The 15,829-nt window shown below is 32.1% G+C and carries 15 protein-coding genes; 9 read left to right on the top strand and 6 right to left on the bottom strand.

The genetic code is table 11. From position 1 onward, the window contains the following. Nucleotides 1-76: 76 nt before the first annotated feature. The 7 genes from ccoG (at nucleotide 77) to Q4Q34_RS12920 (ending at nucleotide 7,960) form a co-directional block, all read left to right on the top strand. Nucleotides 77-1,501 (top strand): cytochrome c oxidase accessory protein CcoG, encoded by a 1,425-nt coding sequence (ccoG, locus tag Q4Q34_RS12950; protein WP_303316100.1) that lies wholly within the window; start codon nucleotides 77-79, stop codon nucleotides 1,499-1,501. 12 nt (nucleotides 1,502-1,513) lie between these two features. Then, nucleotides 1,514-2,293: an N-acetyltransferase gene (locus Q4Q34_RS12945; protein WP_303316101.1), complete on the top strand. Its 780-nt coding sequence runs from the start codon at nucleotides 1,514-1,516 to the stop codon at nucleotides 2,291-2,293. Nucleotides 2,294-2,343: 50 nt separating this feature from the next. Continuing rightward, the gene (locus Q4Q34_RS12940) at nucleotides 2,344-2,790 is read left to right on the top strand and encodes a FixH family protein (RefSeq protein ID WP_303316103.1); all 447 of its coding nucleotides are present in this window, start codon (nucleotides 2,344-2,346) and stop codon (nucleotides 2,788-2,790) included. 2 nt (nucleotides 2,791-2,792) lie between these two features. After that, nucleotides 2,793-3,494: a sulfite exporter TauE/SafE family protein gene (locus tag Q4Q34_RS12935; protein WP_303316104.1), complete on the top strand. Its 702-nt coding sequence runs from the start codon at nucleotides 2,793-2,795 to the stop codon at nucleotides 3,492-3,494. A gap of 555 nt (nucleotides 3,495-4,049) precedes the next feature. Next, nucleotides 4,050-5,780: a GMC oxidoreductase gene (locus Q4Q34_RS12930; protein ID WP_303316105.1), complete on the top strand. Its 1,731-nt coding sequence runs from the start codon at nucleotides 4,050-4,052 to the stop codon at nucleotides 5,778-5,780. 354 nt (nucleotides 5,781-6,134) lie between these two features. After that, the gene (locus Q4Q34_RS12925) at nucleotides 6,135-7,082 is read left to right on the top strand and encodes a DUF5700 domain-containing putative Zn-dependent protease (protein ID WP_303316107.1); all 948 of its coding nucleotides are present in this window, start codon (nucleotides 6,135-6,137) and stop codon (nucleotides 7,080-7,082) included. Nucleotides 7,083-7,120: 38 nt separating this feature from the next. Continuing rightward, entirely contained in the window at nucleotides 7,121-7,960 is an 840-nt protein-coding gene (locus tag Q4Q34_RS12920) for a cyclase family protein (protein ID WP_303316108.1), read from the top strand. Between the two features lie 118 nt (nucleotides 7,961-8,078). Here the strand turns inward: Q4Q34_RS12920 and Q4Q34_RS12915 are convergent, their stop codons facing one another. Next, entirely contained in the window at nucleotides 8,079-8,909 is an 831-nt protein-coding gene (locus tag Q4Q34_RS12915) for a universal stress protein (RefSeq protein ID WP_303316109.1), read from the bottom strand. Between the two features lie 86 nt (nucleotides 8,910-8,995). Beyond that, a complete protein-coding gene (gene hemN / locus Q4Q34_RS12910; protein WP_303316110.1) occupies nucleotides 8,996-10,360 on the bottom strand; it encodes an oxygen-independent coproporphyrinogen III oxidase in 1,365 nt (454 codons plus the stop codon). A gap of 123 nt (nucleotides 10,361-10,483) precedes the next feature. Between hemN and Q4Q34_RS12905 the strand changes: the two genes are divergently transcribed. Then, entirely contained in the window at nucleotides 10,484-11,107 is a 624-nt protein-coding gene (locus Q4Q34_RS12905) for a YceI family protein (protein ID WP_303316111.1), read from the top strand. Between the two features lie 111 nt (nucleotides 11,108-11,218). Then, nucleotides 11,219-11,818: a YdeI/OmpD-associated family protein gene (locus tag Q4Q34_RS12900; RefSeq protein WP_303316113.1), complete on the top strand. Its 600-nt coding sequence runs from the start codon at nucleotides 11,219-11,221 to the stop codon at nucleotides 11,816-11,818. A 25-nt stretch (nucleotides 11,819-11,843) separates the two neighbouring features. Here Q4Q34_RS12900 and Q4Q34_RS12895 read toward each other — a convergent pair whose 3' ends face one another. The 4 genes from Q4Q34_RS12895 to Q4Q34_RS12880 form a co-directional block, all read right to left on the bottom strand. Beyond that, on the bottom strand, nucleotides 11,844-12,527 hold the full coding sequence (locus Q4Q34_RS12895; protein WP_303316115.1) for an HAD family hydrolase: 684 nt from the start codon (nucleotides 12,525-12,527) through the stop codon (nucleotides 11,844-11,846). 157 nt (nucleotides 12,528-12,684) lie between these two features. Continuing rightward, a complete protein-coding gene (locus Q4Q34_RS12890) occupies nucleotides 12,685-14,511 on the bottom strand; it encodes an amidohydrolase family protein (protein WP_303316117.1) in 1,827 nt (608 codons plus the stop codon). 185 nt (nucleotides 14,512-14,696) lie between these two features. Beyond that, nucleotides 14,697-14,894 (bottom strand): hypothetical protein, encoded by a 198-nt coding sequence (locus tag Q4Q34_RS12885; RefSeq protein ID WP_135878770.1) that lies wholly within the window; start codon nucleotides 14,892-14,894, stop codon nucleotides 14,697-14,699. A gap of 130 nt (nucleotides 14,895-15,024) precedes the next feature. After that, nucleotides 15,025-15,825, bottom strand: coding sequence for a TIGR00266 family protein (locus Q4Q34_RS12880; protein WP_303316120.1), 801 nt, complete (start codon nucleotides 15,823-15,825; stop codon nucleotides 15,025-15,027). Nucleotides 15,826-15,829: the final 4 nt, after the last annotated feature.

The following is a 15,829-nucleotide window of genomic DNA, read 5'->3' as shown; positions in this document are numbered from 1 at the left end:
CAAACTAAGAATGATCTCGAAAATATATTGAAAATGATTAAAATAAAACTAGTTAATTAAGACAAAAGCAGTAAAAGTGGAAACCCCAGATAATGAAATATTCAGAGATTCAATAGGTACGGTTACCGAAGAAGGTAAACGTGCTTGGGTATTTCCAAAAAAACCCAACGGAAAATTTTACAAATACCGTAAATGGGTAAGTTATGGGTTACTTGCTTTTTTATTACTATCTCCTTTTATAAAAATAAATGGGAACCAGTTTTTAATGTTCAATGTATTGGAACGTCGTTTTAATATTTTTGGATTCCCGTTTTGGCCACAAGATTTTCATTTGTTTGTAGTCTCAATGATTATCGGTGTTATTTTCATCACACTCTTTACCGTGGCTTTTGGTCGTATATTCTGCGGATGGATTTGTCCACAAACCATTTTCATGGAAATGGTTTTTCGTAGAATTGAATATTGGATTGAGGGCGATAGAGGAAAACAAATTCGTTTGTCCAAACAACCTTGGAATGCAGAAAAAATCAGAAAAAAGGGATTAAAATTATTTATATTTCTTATCATCTCTTTCATTATTGCTAATGTGTTTTTAGCCTATTTAATTGGAAGCGATAAACTTATTCAATATATAACCGATGGCCCTTTTAGTCATGTAAGTACGCTTATTTCATTAATCATTTTTACGGCAGTATTTTATTTTGTTTTTGCTTGGTTCAGAGAACAAGTGTGTATTATAGCTTGCCCTTACGGAAGATTGCAAGGTGCGCTTTTAGATACAAAATCTATTGTTGTTGCATACGATCACAAACGTGGCGAAGCTAAAAATGGTAGAAAGAAATTCAGAAAAAATGAAGACAGACAGGCTTTAGGACATGGTGATTGTATTGATTGTTTTCAATGTGTTAATGTATGCCCTACGGGAATTGATATTAGAAATGGAACACAACTGGAATGTGTAAACTGTACCGCCTGTATTGACGAATGCGACCATATTATGGAAAGTATTAACCTACCAAAAGGGTTAATTAGATATGCCAGTGAAGAAAACATAGAAAAAAAGACACCATTTAAATTAACAGCCAGAATGAAAGGCTACATAGCTGTTCTTTCCATAATGATTGGATTGCTAATTGGTATGCTTTTTTTAAGAAATGATGTTGAAGCCAATGTTTTAAGGTTACCTGGACAGTTATACGAACATAAAGAGAATAATATTATAAGTAACGTTTTCACCTATAAGTTAGTTAATAAGACGACTAAAGATATTGATAATGTAAGCTTCAAACTAATGTCCCATAAAGGAGAATTGAAACTAGTAGCAACACATGATAGCTTTGTTGTTCCAAGTCAAGGTATTGCAGAAGGCACTTTATTTATAGAAATTAATAACGCGACTTTAACAGGTGATAGAAACAAAATAAAGATAGGCGTATATGCAGATGATAAACTCATTGAGACGACAACAGCCAATTTTTTAGGGCCAAGAAGTTATAAGTAAGTTAATATTAAAATGAAACAGTTAATCAATATAAATTCGGATAATATTTCAGAAGAACACATTTGCTGTGCCATATCCGATAAGAAATGTATTGACAGCTATCAAGCTAAAAAAGATTGGTTAACTAAAGAGTTTAATAACGGATATGTTTTTCGTAGAATTGATGAAAGAGCAAAAGTATTTATAGAATATGGACCAGCAGAAAATGCATGGATTCCTATTAAAGCTGATAACTATATAAACATTAATTGCTTTTGGGTGTCCGGAAAATATAAGCAAAATGGCTATGGGAAAGCATTATTGAAAACCGCTATTGAAGATGCAAAGAATCAAGGTAAAGATGGTTTAGTAACCGTTGTTGGAACTAAAAAGTTTCACTTTATGAGTGACACAAAATGGTTTCTTAATCAAGGTTTTGAAGAGGTGGAAAGAATTTCAAGTGGTTTTAGCCTTTTGGCAAAAAAATTAGACCAAAAAGCAGCTGATCCTATTTTTAATAAGTCTGTTAAAAGCGGAGAATGTTCTGAAAAAAATGGCGTTGTTGTTTATTATTCAAATCGATGTCCTTTTGCTGAGTTTCATTCAAAAAATTCTTTAGTAGAAACGACAAAAAATAGAAATTTACCACTTAAACTAATTAAGTTAGAGTCTTTAGAAGAGGCACAAAATGCGCCAAGTCCAGCGACAATTTTTAGTCTGTTTTATAATGGTAAATTCATAACTACAGACATTAGTGTTTGTATGGATTCAAGATATGATAAAGTAATGGAAAAAGCTTTAAAACTAAATTAAAAGAAAAATGAAATTCTGAAACAGATTCAGAATGATAAAAATAAGAAATCATGAAAATAAACTGGGGCACAGGAATAGTTATAGCATTCATAGGTTTTATAAGCTTTATTATGTACTTCATTATTACAATGAATGTGAACGATGCTTACGACCATGATTTAGTGACAGAGGATTATTATGCTGAAGAATTAGAATACCAAAAAGACATTGATAAATTAAAAAATGCCAAACATTTAAACGAAAATATTACATATAAAAAATCAGTTGAAGGCCTTATAATTGATTTCCCTAATAATATTGATTTTAAAAAAATTACTGGAAATGTGTTCCTATATAGACCATCTAACAAACACTTAGATTTTGAAACTGCTATTTCATTATCTAAACCCACTTTGCTCATACCTGACAATCGTTTGGTAGATGGTCGCTGGAACATTAAAATAGATTGGCAATATAACGGAAAATCTTATTTATTTAAAGAATCTATTAATTATTAAACATGCTAATTTCTGCATTTGTATTAGGACTTTTAGGAAGTTTTCACTGTCTGGGGATGTGTGGCCCAATTGCTTTTATGCTTCCTTTAGACCGAACAAATGCTTACAAAAAAGTATCTCAAATTACCGTTTATCATGTCGGCAGACTACTAGCGTACAGCATAATTGGATTAGTCTTTGGACTTATTGGAAAGAGTCTGTATATATTTGGTTTCCAACAACAACTCTCCATCATAACTGGTGTTTTAATGATATTGATTGTCTTGATTCCACAAAAAATATTTAATAAATACAATGTTTCAAAACCGATTTACAAACTAATATCTAAAGTAAAATCTGCTTTGGGGACTGCTTTAAAAAAGAAAACGGCAGATACCTTTTTAACCATTGGTTTCTTAAATGGTTTTTTACCTTGCGGACTAGTTTATATGGCATTATTTGGAGCTATTGCTGGAGGAGATACATTTAAAGGTAGTCTATATATGGCTGTTTTTGGCTTAGGTACAATCCCCCTAATGACTACTGCTATTTATTTTAGTAACTTTTTAAAAGGAACTGCTAGACAAAAAATACAAAAAGCAATTCCTGTTTTTGTTATTTTTATAGGATTACTTTTTATCATTCGAGGCTTAGGCCTTGGTATACCATATGTGTCACCAGCTCCCGTTATAGATAATGTTTCTAGTGCCATTGAATGCCATTAATCCTTAAGAGTTAATGCTCTTATCTTTACTTCATCAGTGATTTCTTAAGATGTTATATCTTTCAAATAAAAAATAGTATAGGCTTTTAAAGAATTTACTGTTTTAAAAGGACAAAGAATAGCTATTTTAGGAAGTAACCAGTTATTCCTTGTAAAAATATAATTTTAAAATCAAGTTTAAATTTCCTACATTCGTAAGCAAAAATATACAAAAATTAAATCACACGTTCTTTATACATTTTTGATACAATTAAAATTTACTTACGAAAAGAACTTTAATTCATTAAACTTTCACTTTTGGTTTTCAATACGAAACTACAATCTTATAAGAAAATGATGGTATAATCCCTATTATAATACACACTCTCGAAATTTTCAGCTAGGTATGCCACTTACAGATTATGGTGACCCAATACAACTTGCTTATAATTGATACTAAGAACTACACAATAGCAATCAAAAAAATTAAATGATTAAAATCGTGGAGACCAGAAACCACTAAATAAACGGGGCGTCACTGAAAAGCCATACGAGTAGGAAATTAAAAATTAAAAACATGAGTAAAACCTTTTCTTCGAGTCCGAATTTTGCAAATGGTTATCCAACACCAGGCCCGCAAACACCTACACCTCAAAAAGTGATGGATCACATCTATTTTCTTTCTGAAACAGAATGGAAAAACACAAGAGAGCAGGATACGTTTGATTACATTGTTATTGGTAGTGGTTTTTGCTCATTAGCTTTTGCTGAAAGAATATTGAATAAGGAGCCTTTTTCTAAAATACTAATTCTGGAAAGAGGACCTTTTTTCTTACCGGAACATTTTCAAAATCTACCGCTGCCTTATCAGCATACCTTGGGAGGGCTTTCAGAAACATTTCCATGGACACTATCTTCTAAAACCGCTAATCAACCTCCAGGAAATATCCAATTCCAACACGGTATGGTTCCTTTTTTTGGAGGACGCAGTATTATGTGGAGCGCATGGTGTCCAAGACCAACTGAAAAAGAAATGGCTTATTGGCCACAAGAGACTATTGATGCTGCCCGTTCGCATTTTGAATCGGCAGAAAAATTATTAAATGTTATACCAGCAGATCAAATTGATGATGATCTAGAGCCAGAAGTATTAACCCATATAGCAGAACAACGACCAGTTTATGGTATCATGCAAAAAGCTATGCAAGATATGTTAGCTTCAAACTTAGACAAAATCCCCTCAGCAACACGAAGTATGGCTGCTCCATTAGCAGCAGGTTCAGGGATTCAAGAAGGTTTAGATTTTGCTAAATTTTCCACCCCATCTGTGTTGTTGGATTTAGCAAATAAACAGGCTAATTTAAGTTCAAAAAATTTAGGTAGCCCTCTAAAAATTGCTGGTGATTGTATTGTAAATAAAATCTATCAACAGGACGGGGTCGCAACAGCACTAGATACCTCTCGGGGTGTTGTAAATATTGGTGATGCTAAATTAATTTTAGCTATGGGTACTTTACCTCCAACAACATTGATTATGAATTCATTCCCTCAGGTAAAAAAGGCTGGCGATCGGTTTACAGCACATTTTATTACATCTGTTGTTGCTCGTGTTCCTCGAAAAGATTATGACTTCGCAAATCAATTAAATGAACTGGAATTAGGTGCCATATATATGGCAGGAGCAAATAAAGAAAGTGGTATGCAATACCATGTTCAGCTTTCTATTTTATCAGATAAAAACCCGATGAAAAATGCCGAAAAAGCAGCGCGTTATATGCCCGATGTTGTAGCCACAGCATCCATGGCACAGCTTCAAAGCTCAAAAGATCATTTAGTATTTGTCTGCGCCGTTTTGGGAGAAATTGATTTTAGGAATCCTGAAAATTACTTTAAACTGAATGGCCAAATAAATCCTACCACAAATGTGGATTTACAGGCAATTGCAAGTAAAACCGATTTACAAACATGGGACACGATGGATGAAGGGACTTTTCAAATGTTAGAAAAAGCATTATCTCCTAAAGGACCTCAAAATGTTGAATATTGGCATGGTGAACCCGATAAAGGTACTTGGGAAAAAGATCATCCGCCAATTGCTCAAAGAAGAGTTGGAGGCTTAGTACACGAAGGCTCAACGCTTTGGATAGGAAAAGATGACGAAGGCGTTGTTGGTTTAGATTATAGACCAAACGGTGTTGAAAATGTATATGTTACCGGAGGTGCGCTGTGGCCTGCAAGTGGTTCTTGGAACCCAACTATGACTATGGTAGCATTAACTCAAGATTTGGCCGATAATTTTCTAAAATAAACTATCTATTTACAGCATAAAACACTGATATTAAAACTGTTAACACAAAATAAACGTCATTAAAAATGACGTTTATTTTGTATAAGGAAAGAAGACAACACGAAAATAAAAAACGTTTTTTTAATACCAAATAAAAATAATTACATAGGCTTATTTTGAAAATACTATAGCCTACTCTCTGGCATATTTCTTAATTTTTAATTACTTTTAGGAAAGGAAAACCTAAATTATACAAAACGGTAGTACTAAGCAAAAAGCCAATTAACTAAAGGTCAACTATTAACTATAATTTTAAATAAAGAGAAGCCGTTATAAAAAAATTAAACATTTTCAGTTAACTGAAAACATTAACCAATGAGAGTAGTTTTATTTTATTTAATGATAACATGCGTAATATTTGGATGCGATAAAAAAGAAAAAATAAAAGTTTCAAATATTAAAAATGAAGATGGTCGAATAATTAAGGTGAAAATTGGAATTGATTCCAATAAAATTTCAAGTGAATGGAAAGTTGCCTTGTTAAAAAGAAAAAGTACCTCTGAACTTGATTCCATATCCAAAATCATCAAACCTATTACCAAAGAAGAACAAGACTGGTTAAAACTCATTGAATCTAAAACAAAAAGATGGAATGCATTTAGGGATTCACTAAAAGTTCCCTTTCAAAATATAAAACTTCAGGATACTATTTTTATACTTATAGGTTATCATGGTGGAGATGATGCTTTTACCTTTCAAAATAAAACCATTTGCCTAGATGTAAATGCCTTATATAACTCCTATGGTTCTGCTAAAGATACAGTAAATGATAATCGCATTGATCGCTTCTTTGCACACGAATTCACTCATTTACTTCATAAGCAATGGGCAAAAAAAAACAAATTAGAAATCAACACCTTTAAAGATCGTATTTTTTGGGAATGTATAACCGAAGGATTTGGAATGTATCGCTCAATGTCTCCTAAATGGTTCCCTATTAAGGATTCTTTGTCAGAAACATCAAAAAACACTTTTAAGATTCTATATCCAATATTTACTGAAAGAATCATTGAAGTATCTACAAAATCAAACTTTACAAGTGAAGAAGAAAACCGTTTACATACAAATCTATCCAGAGGCTCTATGAAGCAAAAATGGGGTGCATTACCTGTTGCTGTTTGGCTTGCATTAGAAGCCAAAGGAAATGATGAAAACCTTATAAAATGGGTCAATAAAGGACCAGATGCCCTAATTCCATTAGCAGAAAAATACTTAATAGATGAAAGTAAAATAGCTTTTGATAAATTTTTAAATAACCATTAAACCTTAAATAATAATTCGTCACTAATAACTATAGAAAAATGAAAACATCCACTTTTTACTTATTATTACTTTTAACCTTAACGGCCTGTAATAGCAAACCCAATTCTACGGAGGAACCTGCTAATGCATCACAGCAATTAGAGCCCATTCAAAAAACGATCATAGATCTATCGCATTCCTATTCTGATAAAACCATTTATTGGGTTACTTCACAGGAATTTAAATTAGATACTGTTTCTAAGGGACAAACAGACAAAGGTTACTTTTATTCCGCCAATAATTTTTGTACTGCAGAACATGGTGGCACACATATAGATGCGCCAATTCATTTTGTAAAAGACGGACAAACAGTAGAAGAAATCCCTCTTGAAAATTTAATTGGAAATGCTGTTAAGATTGATGTGTATTCAAAAGCCATCAACAACCCAGACTATTTGGTAAGCATAGAAGATCTTAAGGCTTGGGAAATAAGTCAGGGAACAAAAATTCCTGATGGAAGTATTGTTTTATTACAAACTGGCTTCTCAAAATATTATCCAGATAAAATTAAATATTTAGGAACAGATAAACGAGGTAAAGACGCTGTAAAGCTATTACATTTCCCTGGGCTTTCACCAGAAGCTGCTGAATGGTTAGTTAAAAATCGTAATGTTAAATCTATAGGTATTGATACCCCTAGTATTGATTATGGTCAATCGGAATACTTCAAAAGTCATATTATACTTCTTAAAGAAAGCATTCCTGTTTTTGAAAACCTCACTAACCTAGACAAATTACCTTTAAGTGGGTTTGAAATAATTGCCTTGCCTATGAAAATTGAAGGAGGCACTGGTGCGCCTTTAAGAATAATAGCTATGGTAGCTGACAACAAAAAGTGAGAATCAGAATCAAATACGAAACATTTAATAACGATCCTGAGTTTAAATAACAGACGGCCTAAAGTACTTACTTTAGACCGTCTATTCTCAAAAAATGTAATTAAAACTACTAATTAACTTAAATTTTAAATGTGATGACCGGTAATGTTGAATGATTAGCAACATCTTCCCCTACACTACCCTGGAAAAAATGCGATAAGCCTTTTCTTCCATGTGTCGGGATGGCAATCAGGTCTGCTCCTATTTTAATTGAAGAACTTAAAATACCGTCCTCAACCGTATAATCTGAAGTATAATAAACATCCTCCATTCTATTTAAATTCCCTTCCGCTTTAGTAAAGAAATTAACAGCAAGTTTTTCAATTTCTAAAGAGTTTCTAAATTTATCATTTGGTAAATTGACATAAACCAAATACATCTTAGAGCCTATTTTTTCAAATATTTTAACTGCATTCAAATAAGCTTCTATAGAATCTTCTGAAAAATCACATGCATAAGCAACGATTTCAAAATTAACTTGAGGCACATGATCTTTTACCACTAATACCGGAATATCTGCATTTCTAACCACACGTTCTGTATTAGAGCCTATAAAAAATTCCTTAACACCACTAGCTCCATGAGATCCCATTACAATAAGATCGGCATCATATTTTTTCGCAATTTCATTAACTTCGCTAAACACTTTAAAATGCTTAACAATTGGTGTTACTTTAATATCTTTTAGGTAATCTTTCTTAAGAAAATCTTCAAACCTTTGTTCTGCCAATTTTAAAAAATAAATTACCTTTTGAGGTTCTTCTCCTCCAGCCGTAAGCATGACTTCAGACATTTCTAACATATGCAATGCCAATAATTCAGCATGATTCTTTTTAGCTAGTTTTGCTGCAGTATTTAAAGCATATTCTGAGTGTTCAGAAAAATCTATTGGAACGATAATCTTCTTCATAATTTTCTAGATTTAGGTTCCCATTTAACTGGGAAAGTTAATATTAAATATACATCTCATGGCCAAACACCAAGGTTATCTTTAGGTTAAACTGTCATTGAAAACAATTGAGTATTTGGTTGTTTTCTTTGCAGTAATAAATCGAAAGCCATACAAATATTTCTAACAAATGGCTGTCCCTTTTTAGTTACCTCAATAGTATTTGGACTCACATTGAGTAATCCGTCTGTTTCCATTTCTTTTAACCGAATAATAACTTCTGGCAGTTCATAAAAATAAAGGTTATCTTGAGTCCACGACGTTTTAAAACGACACATTAAATTAAGAATATGCTTCCTTATAATTAGATCTTCTTCACTAAGGATATGCCCTCTATATACCGGTAAAATATTATCTTTTAATAAATCATAATACGTTTCTATACCTTTAACATTTTGAGCAAACCCATACCAACTATCACTAATTGACGATACGCCCAACCCAATCATAGCTTGAGTTTTTGAAGCTGTATACCCCATAAAATTTCTATGCAAATCACCATTTGTCATAGATTTGTATAGTGAATCTGTAGTTAAGGCAAAATGATCCATGCCAATTTCATTATAACCAACTTCGGAAAGCAATTGTTTACCTAATTCGTATTGCCGTCTTTTTAATTCAGCAGCAGGTAAATCGGAATCGTTAAATCCTCGTTGCCCATTGCCTTTAATCCATGGCACATGCGCATAACTATAAAATGCCAACCTATCTGGTAATAATGTTTTGGTTTTTAAAATGGTTTCTTTTACATGGTCTAATGTTTGAAACGGTAACCCAAAAATAATATCATGTCCTATTGAGGTATAACCAATATCTCTGGCCATATCCGTAGCGCGTTTTACATTTTCAAAAGGTTGAATTCTGTGTATCGCTTTCTGCACCGTTTCATTATAATCCTGCACGCCATAACTTACACGCCTAAATCCAACATCATAAAGGGCCTGTAAATGTTCTCGAGTCGTATTATTTGGATGTCCTTCAAAACTAAATTCATAATCATTTGCGAGTATAGACCGTCTTATAATTCCATTAATTAATCGCTGTAAATTTTCGGGACTAAAAAAGGTTGGTGTACCTCCTCCCAAATGCAATTCTTTAATTATTGGTTTTTCATCGAATAACTCTAAATATAAATCCCATTCTTTTAGAACAGCTTTTATATAAGGAGATTCTACACTATGTTGTTTTGTAATACGCTTATTACAGCCACAAAACGTGCACAAGCTCTCGCAGTATGGTAAATGAATATAAAGACTTATGCCTTCCTCTGAATTACTTTCTTTAAAGGATTCTATTAAAGAAGCCTTCCATTTTTTTAAAGAAAACGTCTCATTATTCCAGTAAGGAACAGTTGGATAACTCGTATAGCGAGGCCCAGCAATATTATACTTATTTACTAATGAATTTAACATACCTAACTTTTATATTTCAAAAGTATAGTATGTGGGGGTTTAAAAATATGATATATGTCATAGTGAATATTTGCAATTCGATTTTTATTAGCTTAATTTCACATCACTAAAAAAATCAAAAAAATGAAAAGAATAATCGCTTTATTAGTCCTTATTTCTATAGGAACAACGTCTTGCAAACAAGAAAAAAAAGAAACTAAGACCGATACTCCTGCCCAAGTAGAAGCAACAGAAAAATTTGTAATTAAACCTGAAGCAACATCGGTAAAATGGACCGCTTACAAAACCACTGAAAAAAAAGGTGTTGGTGGTGAGTTTTCTGTTTTAAAGTTTGAAAATAAAGCAGGTGCTACGCCTCAAGAAGCTTTAAATAATTTAAAGTTTTCAATTCCGGTGAGTAGCCTATTTACGAAAGATGAAAGCCGTGACGCAAAATTAAAAGAGTTTTTCTTCGGCGCTATGTTAGATACTGAGTTTTTAAAAGGGACTATTAAATATGTTAATGATGCATGTGTTGCTTCCATTACAATGAATGGTGTCACTAACGATTTACCATTAGAGGTTCAAATAACAGATGCCAGACGGGTAAGTATGACTGGTACTATGAATCTTAAAGATTGGAATGCTTTGGGTGCCTTGGAATCAATTAACAAGGCTTGTTTTGATTTACATAAGGGACCAGATGGTGTTAGTAAAACTTGGGAAGATGTAGCTATTGAGGTAAATACCTTTCTTCGTGAAAATTAGTAAAATATTATTCCTTATTATAACTAAGCTACTTTAACGAGTAGCTTTTTTTTATTAACTTAGTTACTAGACATCGTTTATGTATAATCAACAAATTTTTCAAATAGCAAAATGAAAAAAATCTATTCCGTTGAAGAATATATTGAAGAACATCCTCATTTTAGTGAAGCATTAACCCTATTAAGAGATATCATTAACACTACGGAGTGTGTTGAAACCATAAAATGGAGTGCGCCTGTATATACTATAAATAATAAGAATGTTTTAGGTTTGGGTGCTTTTAAAAATCATTTTGGTATTTGGTTTTTTAATGGGGTATTTCTAAAAGATGAGCATAATTTGCTTGTAAATGCGCAAGAAAGTAAAACGAAAGCGTTAAGACAAATGCGTTTTAAATCTATTTCGGAAATTGACAAACATATTATTTTGGCTTATGTTAAAGAGGCTATTGAAAATCAAAAATTAGGTAAAGAAATAAAACCAGATCGCAGTAAAAAAACAATAGTTGTTCCTAAAGAATTAAAAGATTTATTTACAAAAAATAAGGCTTTAAAAAATAGCTTTGACACTTTGTCTCCCTATAAACAAAGAGAATATTGTGACTATATTGATAGTGCAAAGCGGGAAGCTACTAAACAAACCCGTTTAGAAAAAATAACTCCTATGATTTTACAAAACGTAGGTTTAAACGATAAGTATAAAAACTGTTAGGAATTTTAAAAATGTGAAGGCTGTTCTAATTAACCGGTGTACTTTCTTGAATTAAATTCATTACTTTATCTGGCTCTACGTAATTCTTGATGACTTTTTTAACCCCGGCATTACGTAATTTGTTATTTTCATTAAAATCTACCCCAATAAAATCAATTCCAAGCTCTTTAGTTGCTTTTAAATCCCAAAGCCCATCACCAAAATATAGAATGGATTCGTATTGCACATGCTTATTTTTATCCATTGCTTCTTTTATGACCAGTTCAATAATTTTAGCTCGGTTATAATGATGGCTGGACGATTTAAAAATAAAATTATTTAAATTAAACCCTACCGAACTACATTTTAACCTGGCCGTTTCTTGCCATCCCCCCGTAGCAAAACCTATTTCGAAATCATCACTATCTGCAAGTAATTCTATAAAAGATAAGGCGTTATCGATTTCTTTAAATTCATTAGCTTTTTCCTTTAACAGGTTTTTATAATGCTTTTTTATAGTTTCTACTTCTTGTTTTTCAGGCATCCTTTTTAACCACCGTTCAAAGATTTCTTCGGTAATACCTTGGTCTGTAACATTCTTAAAATCGTTCCAGTTTACATGCTCTAAGTCTATTTGAAACAGATCTTTAAACGTTTGTATAAAACACCAATCGTCTGCATTTACAGAATCTAAAATGGTTCCATCAATATCGAATATTATCAACTTCATATAATTATATTAAGGTTAGAAATAAGAGCCTTTAAAAAAATACTAACTCAGAATTGAAAAATACGCAATTAAAACGAAATAACTGTAAGAAATTAACCTCAAATCATTTCGAATCTCTGCTAATTTCTATTAATTATACAACTTGTACTTTCGTTATTTATTTCCTTAATCTTAATAGCATGTCTTGAACATTTTTGTTATCAGGATTTAACTCAAGTGATTTTTCATAGTTTTTAATTGCTAATTCTTTTTTCTCAATATATTCGTATAAGCTTGCTAAATTTTCAAAAGCTTCTGATGAATTTGGGAATTTTTCTGTGTTCCATTTAAAAGTACTTATGGATTTTTCAATCATACCATTTTCAGCTAATTCGTAGGCAATTCTATTGATAGCATCTTCATAATAGATTTCTTTAAAATTGGGATAGACTATTTGAAGTTGGTTTAAGACTGACTTACCTACTTCAATTTCCCCAATATGAAATAAATGATATCCTATTTCTAATAACTCATAAGCTTCAAATTTCTTCGAATTGTTATTAATATATTTAAGCATTTGTTGAGAATCCTTATTGTTGATTATTTCCAAAGCAGCTACCACTTGATCCGTTTCTGAAATATATTTTTCGCCTCCTTTTATAATTGTTTTTTTAGATAGGAAATGTTCAGGATCATCCAATGGCGATTTTTCAAAAATGATTAAATCGGCTTTCATTCCTACTCTTACTGAGCCAATTTCATTTTCTATTCCCATAGCTTTTGCACCATTCCAAGTTGCAATTTGGAGAATATCTTTTGTTGAGAAACCTGCCTCTTGAAGTAATACAAGTTCTGATGCCATAGATTTTCCAGCTTCTCGGTTATCCGTTCCTATTCTTATAGATACACCTTTGTCATGTGCAATTTTTAAATATTGCATCATAATATCAAATGCTTTTTTCAATTCCTTTTTGTGCGCTTCTGTATAATCAGGATAGGATGGTTTATTTCTTATAGGAAAATGATTGAATGAAGAAAAGAAAGATGTTTTTCCTGCGGCGGCTCCTAATACATGTATAGTCGTGCTAATAGTTGCCTCATTTTTTGCCATTATGTCAAAAAGAGATAAAAGCTTTTTATCCAGCTCTGCATTTTCTTTAATATAAGCAAAAAAGAAAGTCATAGAAGCCGCAAAATCATCTATATGATCATATGGTTTTAAGTTAAATCTCTTTTCCATTAGTGCTCCATCTGTTTTTAAATTCAAAACACTAGGCACTACAGTAAAAAAATGCTCAAAGTTTCGAACACTAACTTCCATTGCTTCTTGTATTGTTACCTTATTCCTATCCGTATGCGCAAATATTTTCATTCCCTTTTTTGAGGCTTCTTTTACCAAAATCTTCATATCCTCTATGTTTAGGTGAGAATACAGTTTTATAGATGTAGCTCCCAAACTATCATATTCTTGTATTTTTTTATAGGGGTCTTGTACAATTGTGTGATGCGGTGCAGGGTTCTTTTTTTCTTTGGAAATCATTGCTGCACCTGTAATGTAATAATTGGGATAAGCTGAAGTTGGATTTTTTTGCCAGTCAAGAGTAGTGGGCATCCATGATTCATATTGCCCCATATCTAAAACTGTGGTAGTCCCATATCTTAAGATTTTTTTTGTTATTTTTTTTCGATAAGTTTGATCTAACTTTTTTGGCGCGTTTCTATTGGCAAGATCTAGCATTTGTCGAAAATGAATGTGCGTATCAACAAAACCAGAGGTTATTAACCTTCCTTTTCCATCAATTATTTCTTTTGCAAATATTTTATCATCCGCACTAACAATTGCCACAATAGAATCACTTTTAATTAGGATGGTTTTGTTCTTTGAAACGGTTTTATTTTGGCTTTCAAAAACGTTTACATTCTGAATTGCTAAATCATAATGTGTCTTTGTTTTACAAGCGATTAGACAAAGAAATATTAGAAATAATGTTACTTCTTTTTTCATAAAATAATTGATTCTATTTATTTGAGTTTCCCTATGAAGCACAACATATATACTTATTTATAAGTGTAAAAGGGAGCTTGGTTATGTTTAAATAAAAATGAGCCCGATATTGTATCGGGCTCATTTAAACTGATTTTTTATAACCATACTATTTCATTTAATAATAAGCATAGTATGATTAGTTTTTAAGCTTTTAAATAGATTAAACATTGATCTAATTCTGGGTTTTGCTGTACAAGAGAAAGAATATATATTTTAAGCTCTTCTATCTCATAAGGCAGTAAACGCTGTAGTGCCTTCTGTACTTCTTTGCAAAACAAGGTTGTATCAAAACTGACTTTATTTAGCACAGTTTTAGTATACTCTAGCATTGCTCTTGCCATAATATGTGTTATAAGGTTTAGGTTTGTAAAAAAGTAGATTTTTTTAATAGGTTATATTATTTTTGTTAATGAACTTTAAATTTAATGAAAAATTACATAGGTTGTTTCCGTTTAAAGTAAATTTAACATTTTAAAAACTATTATCGCCATCTAATAAATCACCTATACCTCCTAAAATACTACCTTCGCCTTTGTTTTTACCTCCACCCCTTGGAGCAGACGCTAAAACACGCCCAGCCAACCTACTAAATGGTAATGATTGGATATAAACAGTGCCTGGTCCCTGTAATTTTGCAAAAAATAGTCCTTCACCTCCAAAAATGGTGTTTTTAATACCTCCAACAAATTCTATATCGTAATCTACACCTTGTGTAAAACCAACAATACAACCCGTATCAACCTTTAATGTTTCTCCTGCTTGCAATTCTTTTTTAGCCATAGTACCTCCAGCATGAACAAATGCCATACCATCGCCCTCTAGTTTTTGCATAATAAAACCCTCGCCACCAAACAAACCTCTTCCTAGTTTTTTCGAAAATTCAATACCTACACTTACGCCCTTAGCTGCACATAAAAAGGCATCTTTTTGACAAATAAATTTCCCTCCAAATTCTGTTAAATCTATTGGTAAAATTTTTCCTGGATACGGTGAAGCAAAAGATACATTTCGTTTACCTACTAAAGTATTATAAAAAGCGGTCATAAATAAGCTCTCACCCGTAAGAATACGTTTTCCTGCCCCTAATATTTTGCCTAAAAACCCTGAATCTTTTTGAGAACCATCACCAAAGATAGTTTCCATTTTTATACCATCATCCATCATCATAAAACTGCCTGCCTCGGCAACGACTCCTTCTTCTGGGTCAAGTTCAATTTCTACATACTGCATCTCTTCCCCATATATTCTGTAATCAATTTCGTGTGCTGTCATCTTT

The sequence above is a fragment of the Flavivirga abyssicola genome, assembly GCF_030540775.2.
Classification (GTDB): Bacteria; Bacteroidota; Bacteroidia; order Flavobacteriales; family Flavobacteriaceae; genus Flavivirga; species Flavivirga abyssicola.
This window is presented reverse-complemented; position numbering and strand designations above follow the sequence as displayed.

Bases quoted from the DNA above. Each gene is read 5' to 3' on its own strand.
- Q4Q34_RS12945 (WP_303316101.1), top strand. From the start codon at position 1,514: ATGAAACAGTTAATCAATATAAATTCGGATAATATTTCAGAAGAACAC.
- Q4Q34_RS12940 (WP_303316103.1), top strand. From the start codon at position 2,344: ATGAAAATAAACTGGGGCACAGGAATAGTTATAGCATTCATAGGTTTT.
- Q4Q34_RS12935 (WP_303316104.1), top strand. From the start codon at position 2,793: ATGCTAATTTCTGCATTTGTATTAGGACTTTTAGGAAGTTTTCACTGT.
- Q4Q34_RS12930 (WP_303316105.1), top strand. From the start codon at position 4,050: ATGAGTAAAACCTTTTCTTCGAGTCCGAATTTTGCAAATGGTTATCCA.
- Q4Q34_RS12925 (WP_303316107.1), top strand. From the start codon at position 6,135: ATGAGAGTAGTTTTATTTTATTTAATGATAACATGCGTAATATTTGGA.
- Q4Q34_RS12920 (WP_303316108.1), top strand. From the start codon at position 7,121: ATGAAAACATCCACTTTTTACTTATTATTACTTTTAACCTTAACGGCC.
- Q4Q34_RS12915 (WP_303316109.1), bottom strand. From the start codon at position 8,909: ATGAAGAAGATTATCGTTCCAATAGATTTTTCTGAACACTCAGAATAT.
- hemN (WP_303316110.1), bottom strand. From the start codon at position 10,360: ATGTTAAATTCATTAGTAAATAAGTATAATATTGCTGGGCCTCGCTAT.
- Q4Q34_RS12905 (WP_303316111.1), top strand. From the start codon at position 10,484: ATGAAAAGAATAATCGCTTTATTAGTCCTTATTTCTATAGGAACAACG.
- Q4Q34_RS12900 (WP_303316113.1), top strand. From the start codon at position 11,219: ATGAAAAAAATCTATTCCGTTGAAGAATATATTGAAGAACATCCTCAT.
- Q4Q34_RS12895 (WP_303316115.1), bottom strand. From the start codon at position 12,527: ATGAAGTTGATAATATTCGATATTGATGGAACCATTTTAGATTCTGTA.
- Q4Q34_RS12890 (WP_303316117.1), bottom strand. From the start codon at position 14,511: ATGAAAAAAGAAGTAACATTATTTCTAATATTTCTTTGTCTAATCGCT.
- Q4Q34_RS12885 (WP_135878770.1), bottom strand. From the start codon at position 14,894: ATGGCAAGAGCAATGCTAGAGTATACTAAAACTGTGCTAAATAAAGTC.
- Q4Q34_RS12880 (WP_303316120.1), bottom strand. From the start codon at position 15,825: ATGACAGCACACGAAATTGATTACAGAATATATGGGGAAGAGATGCAG.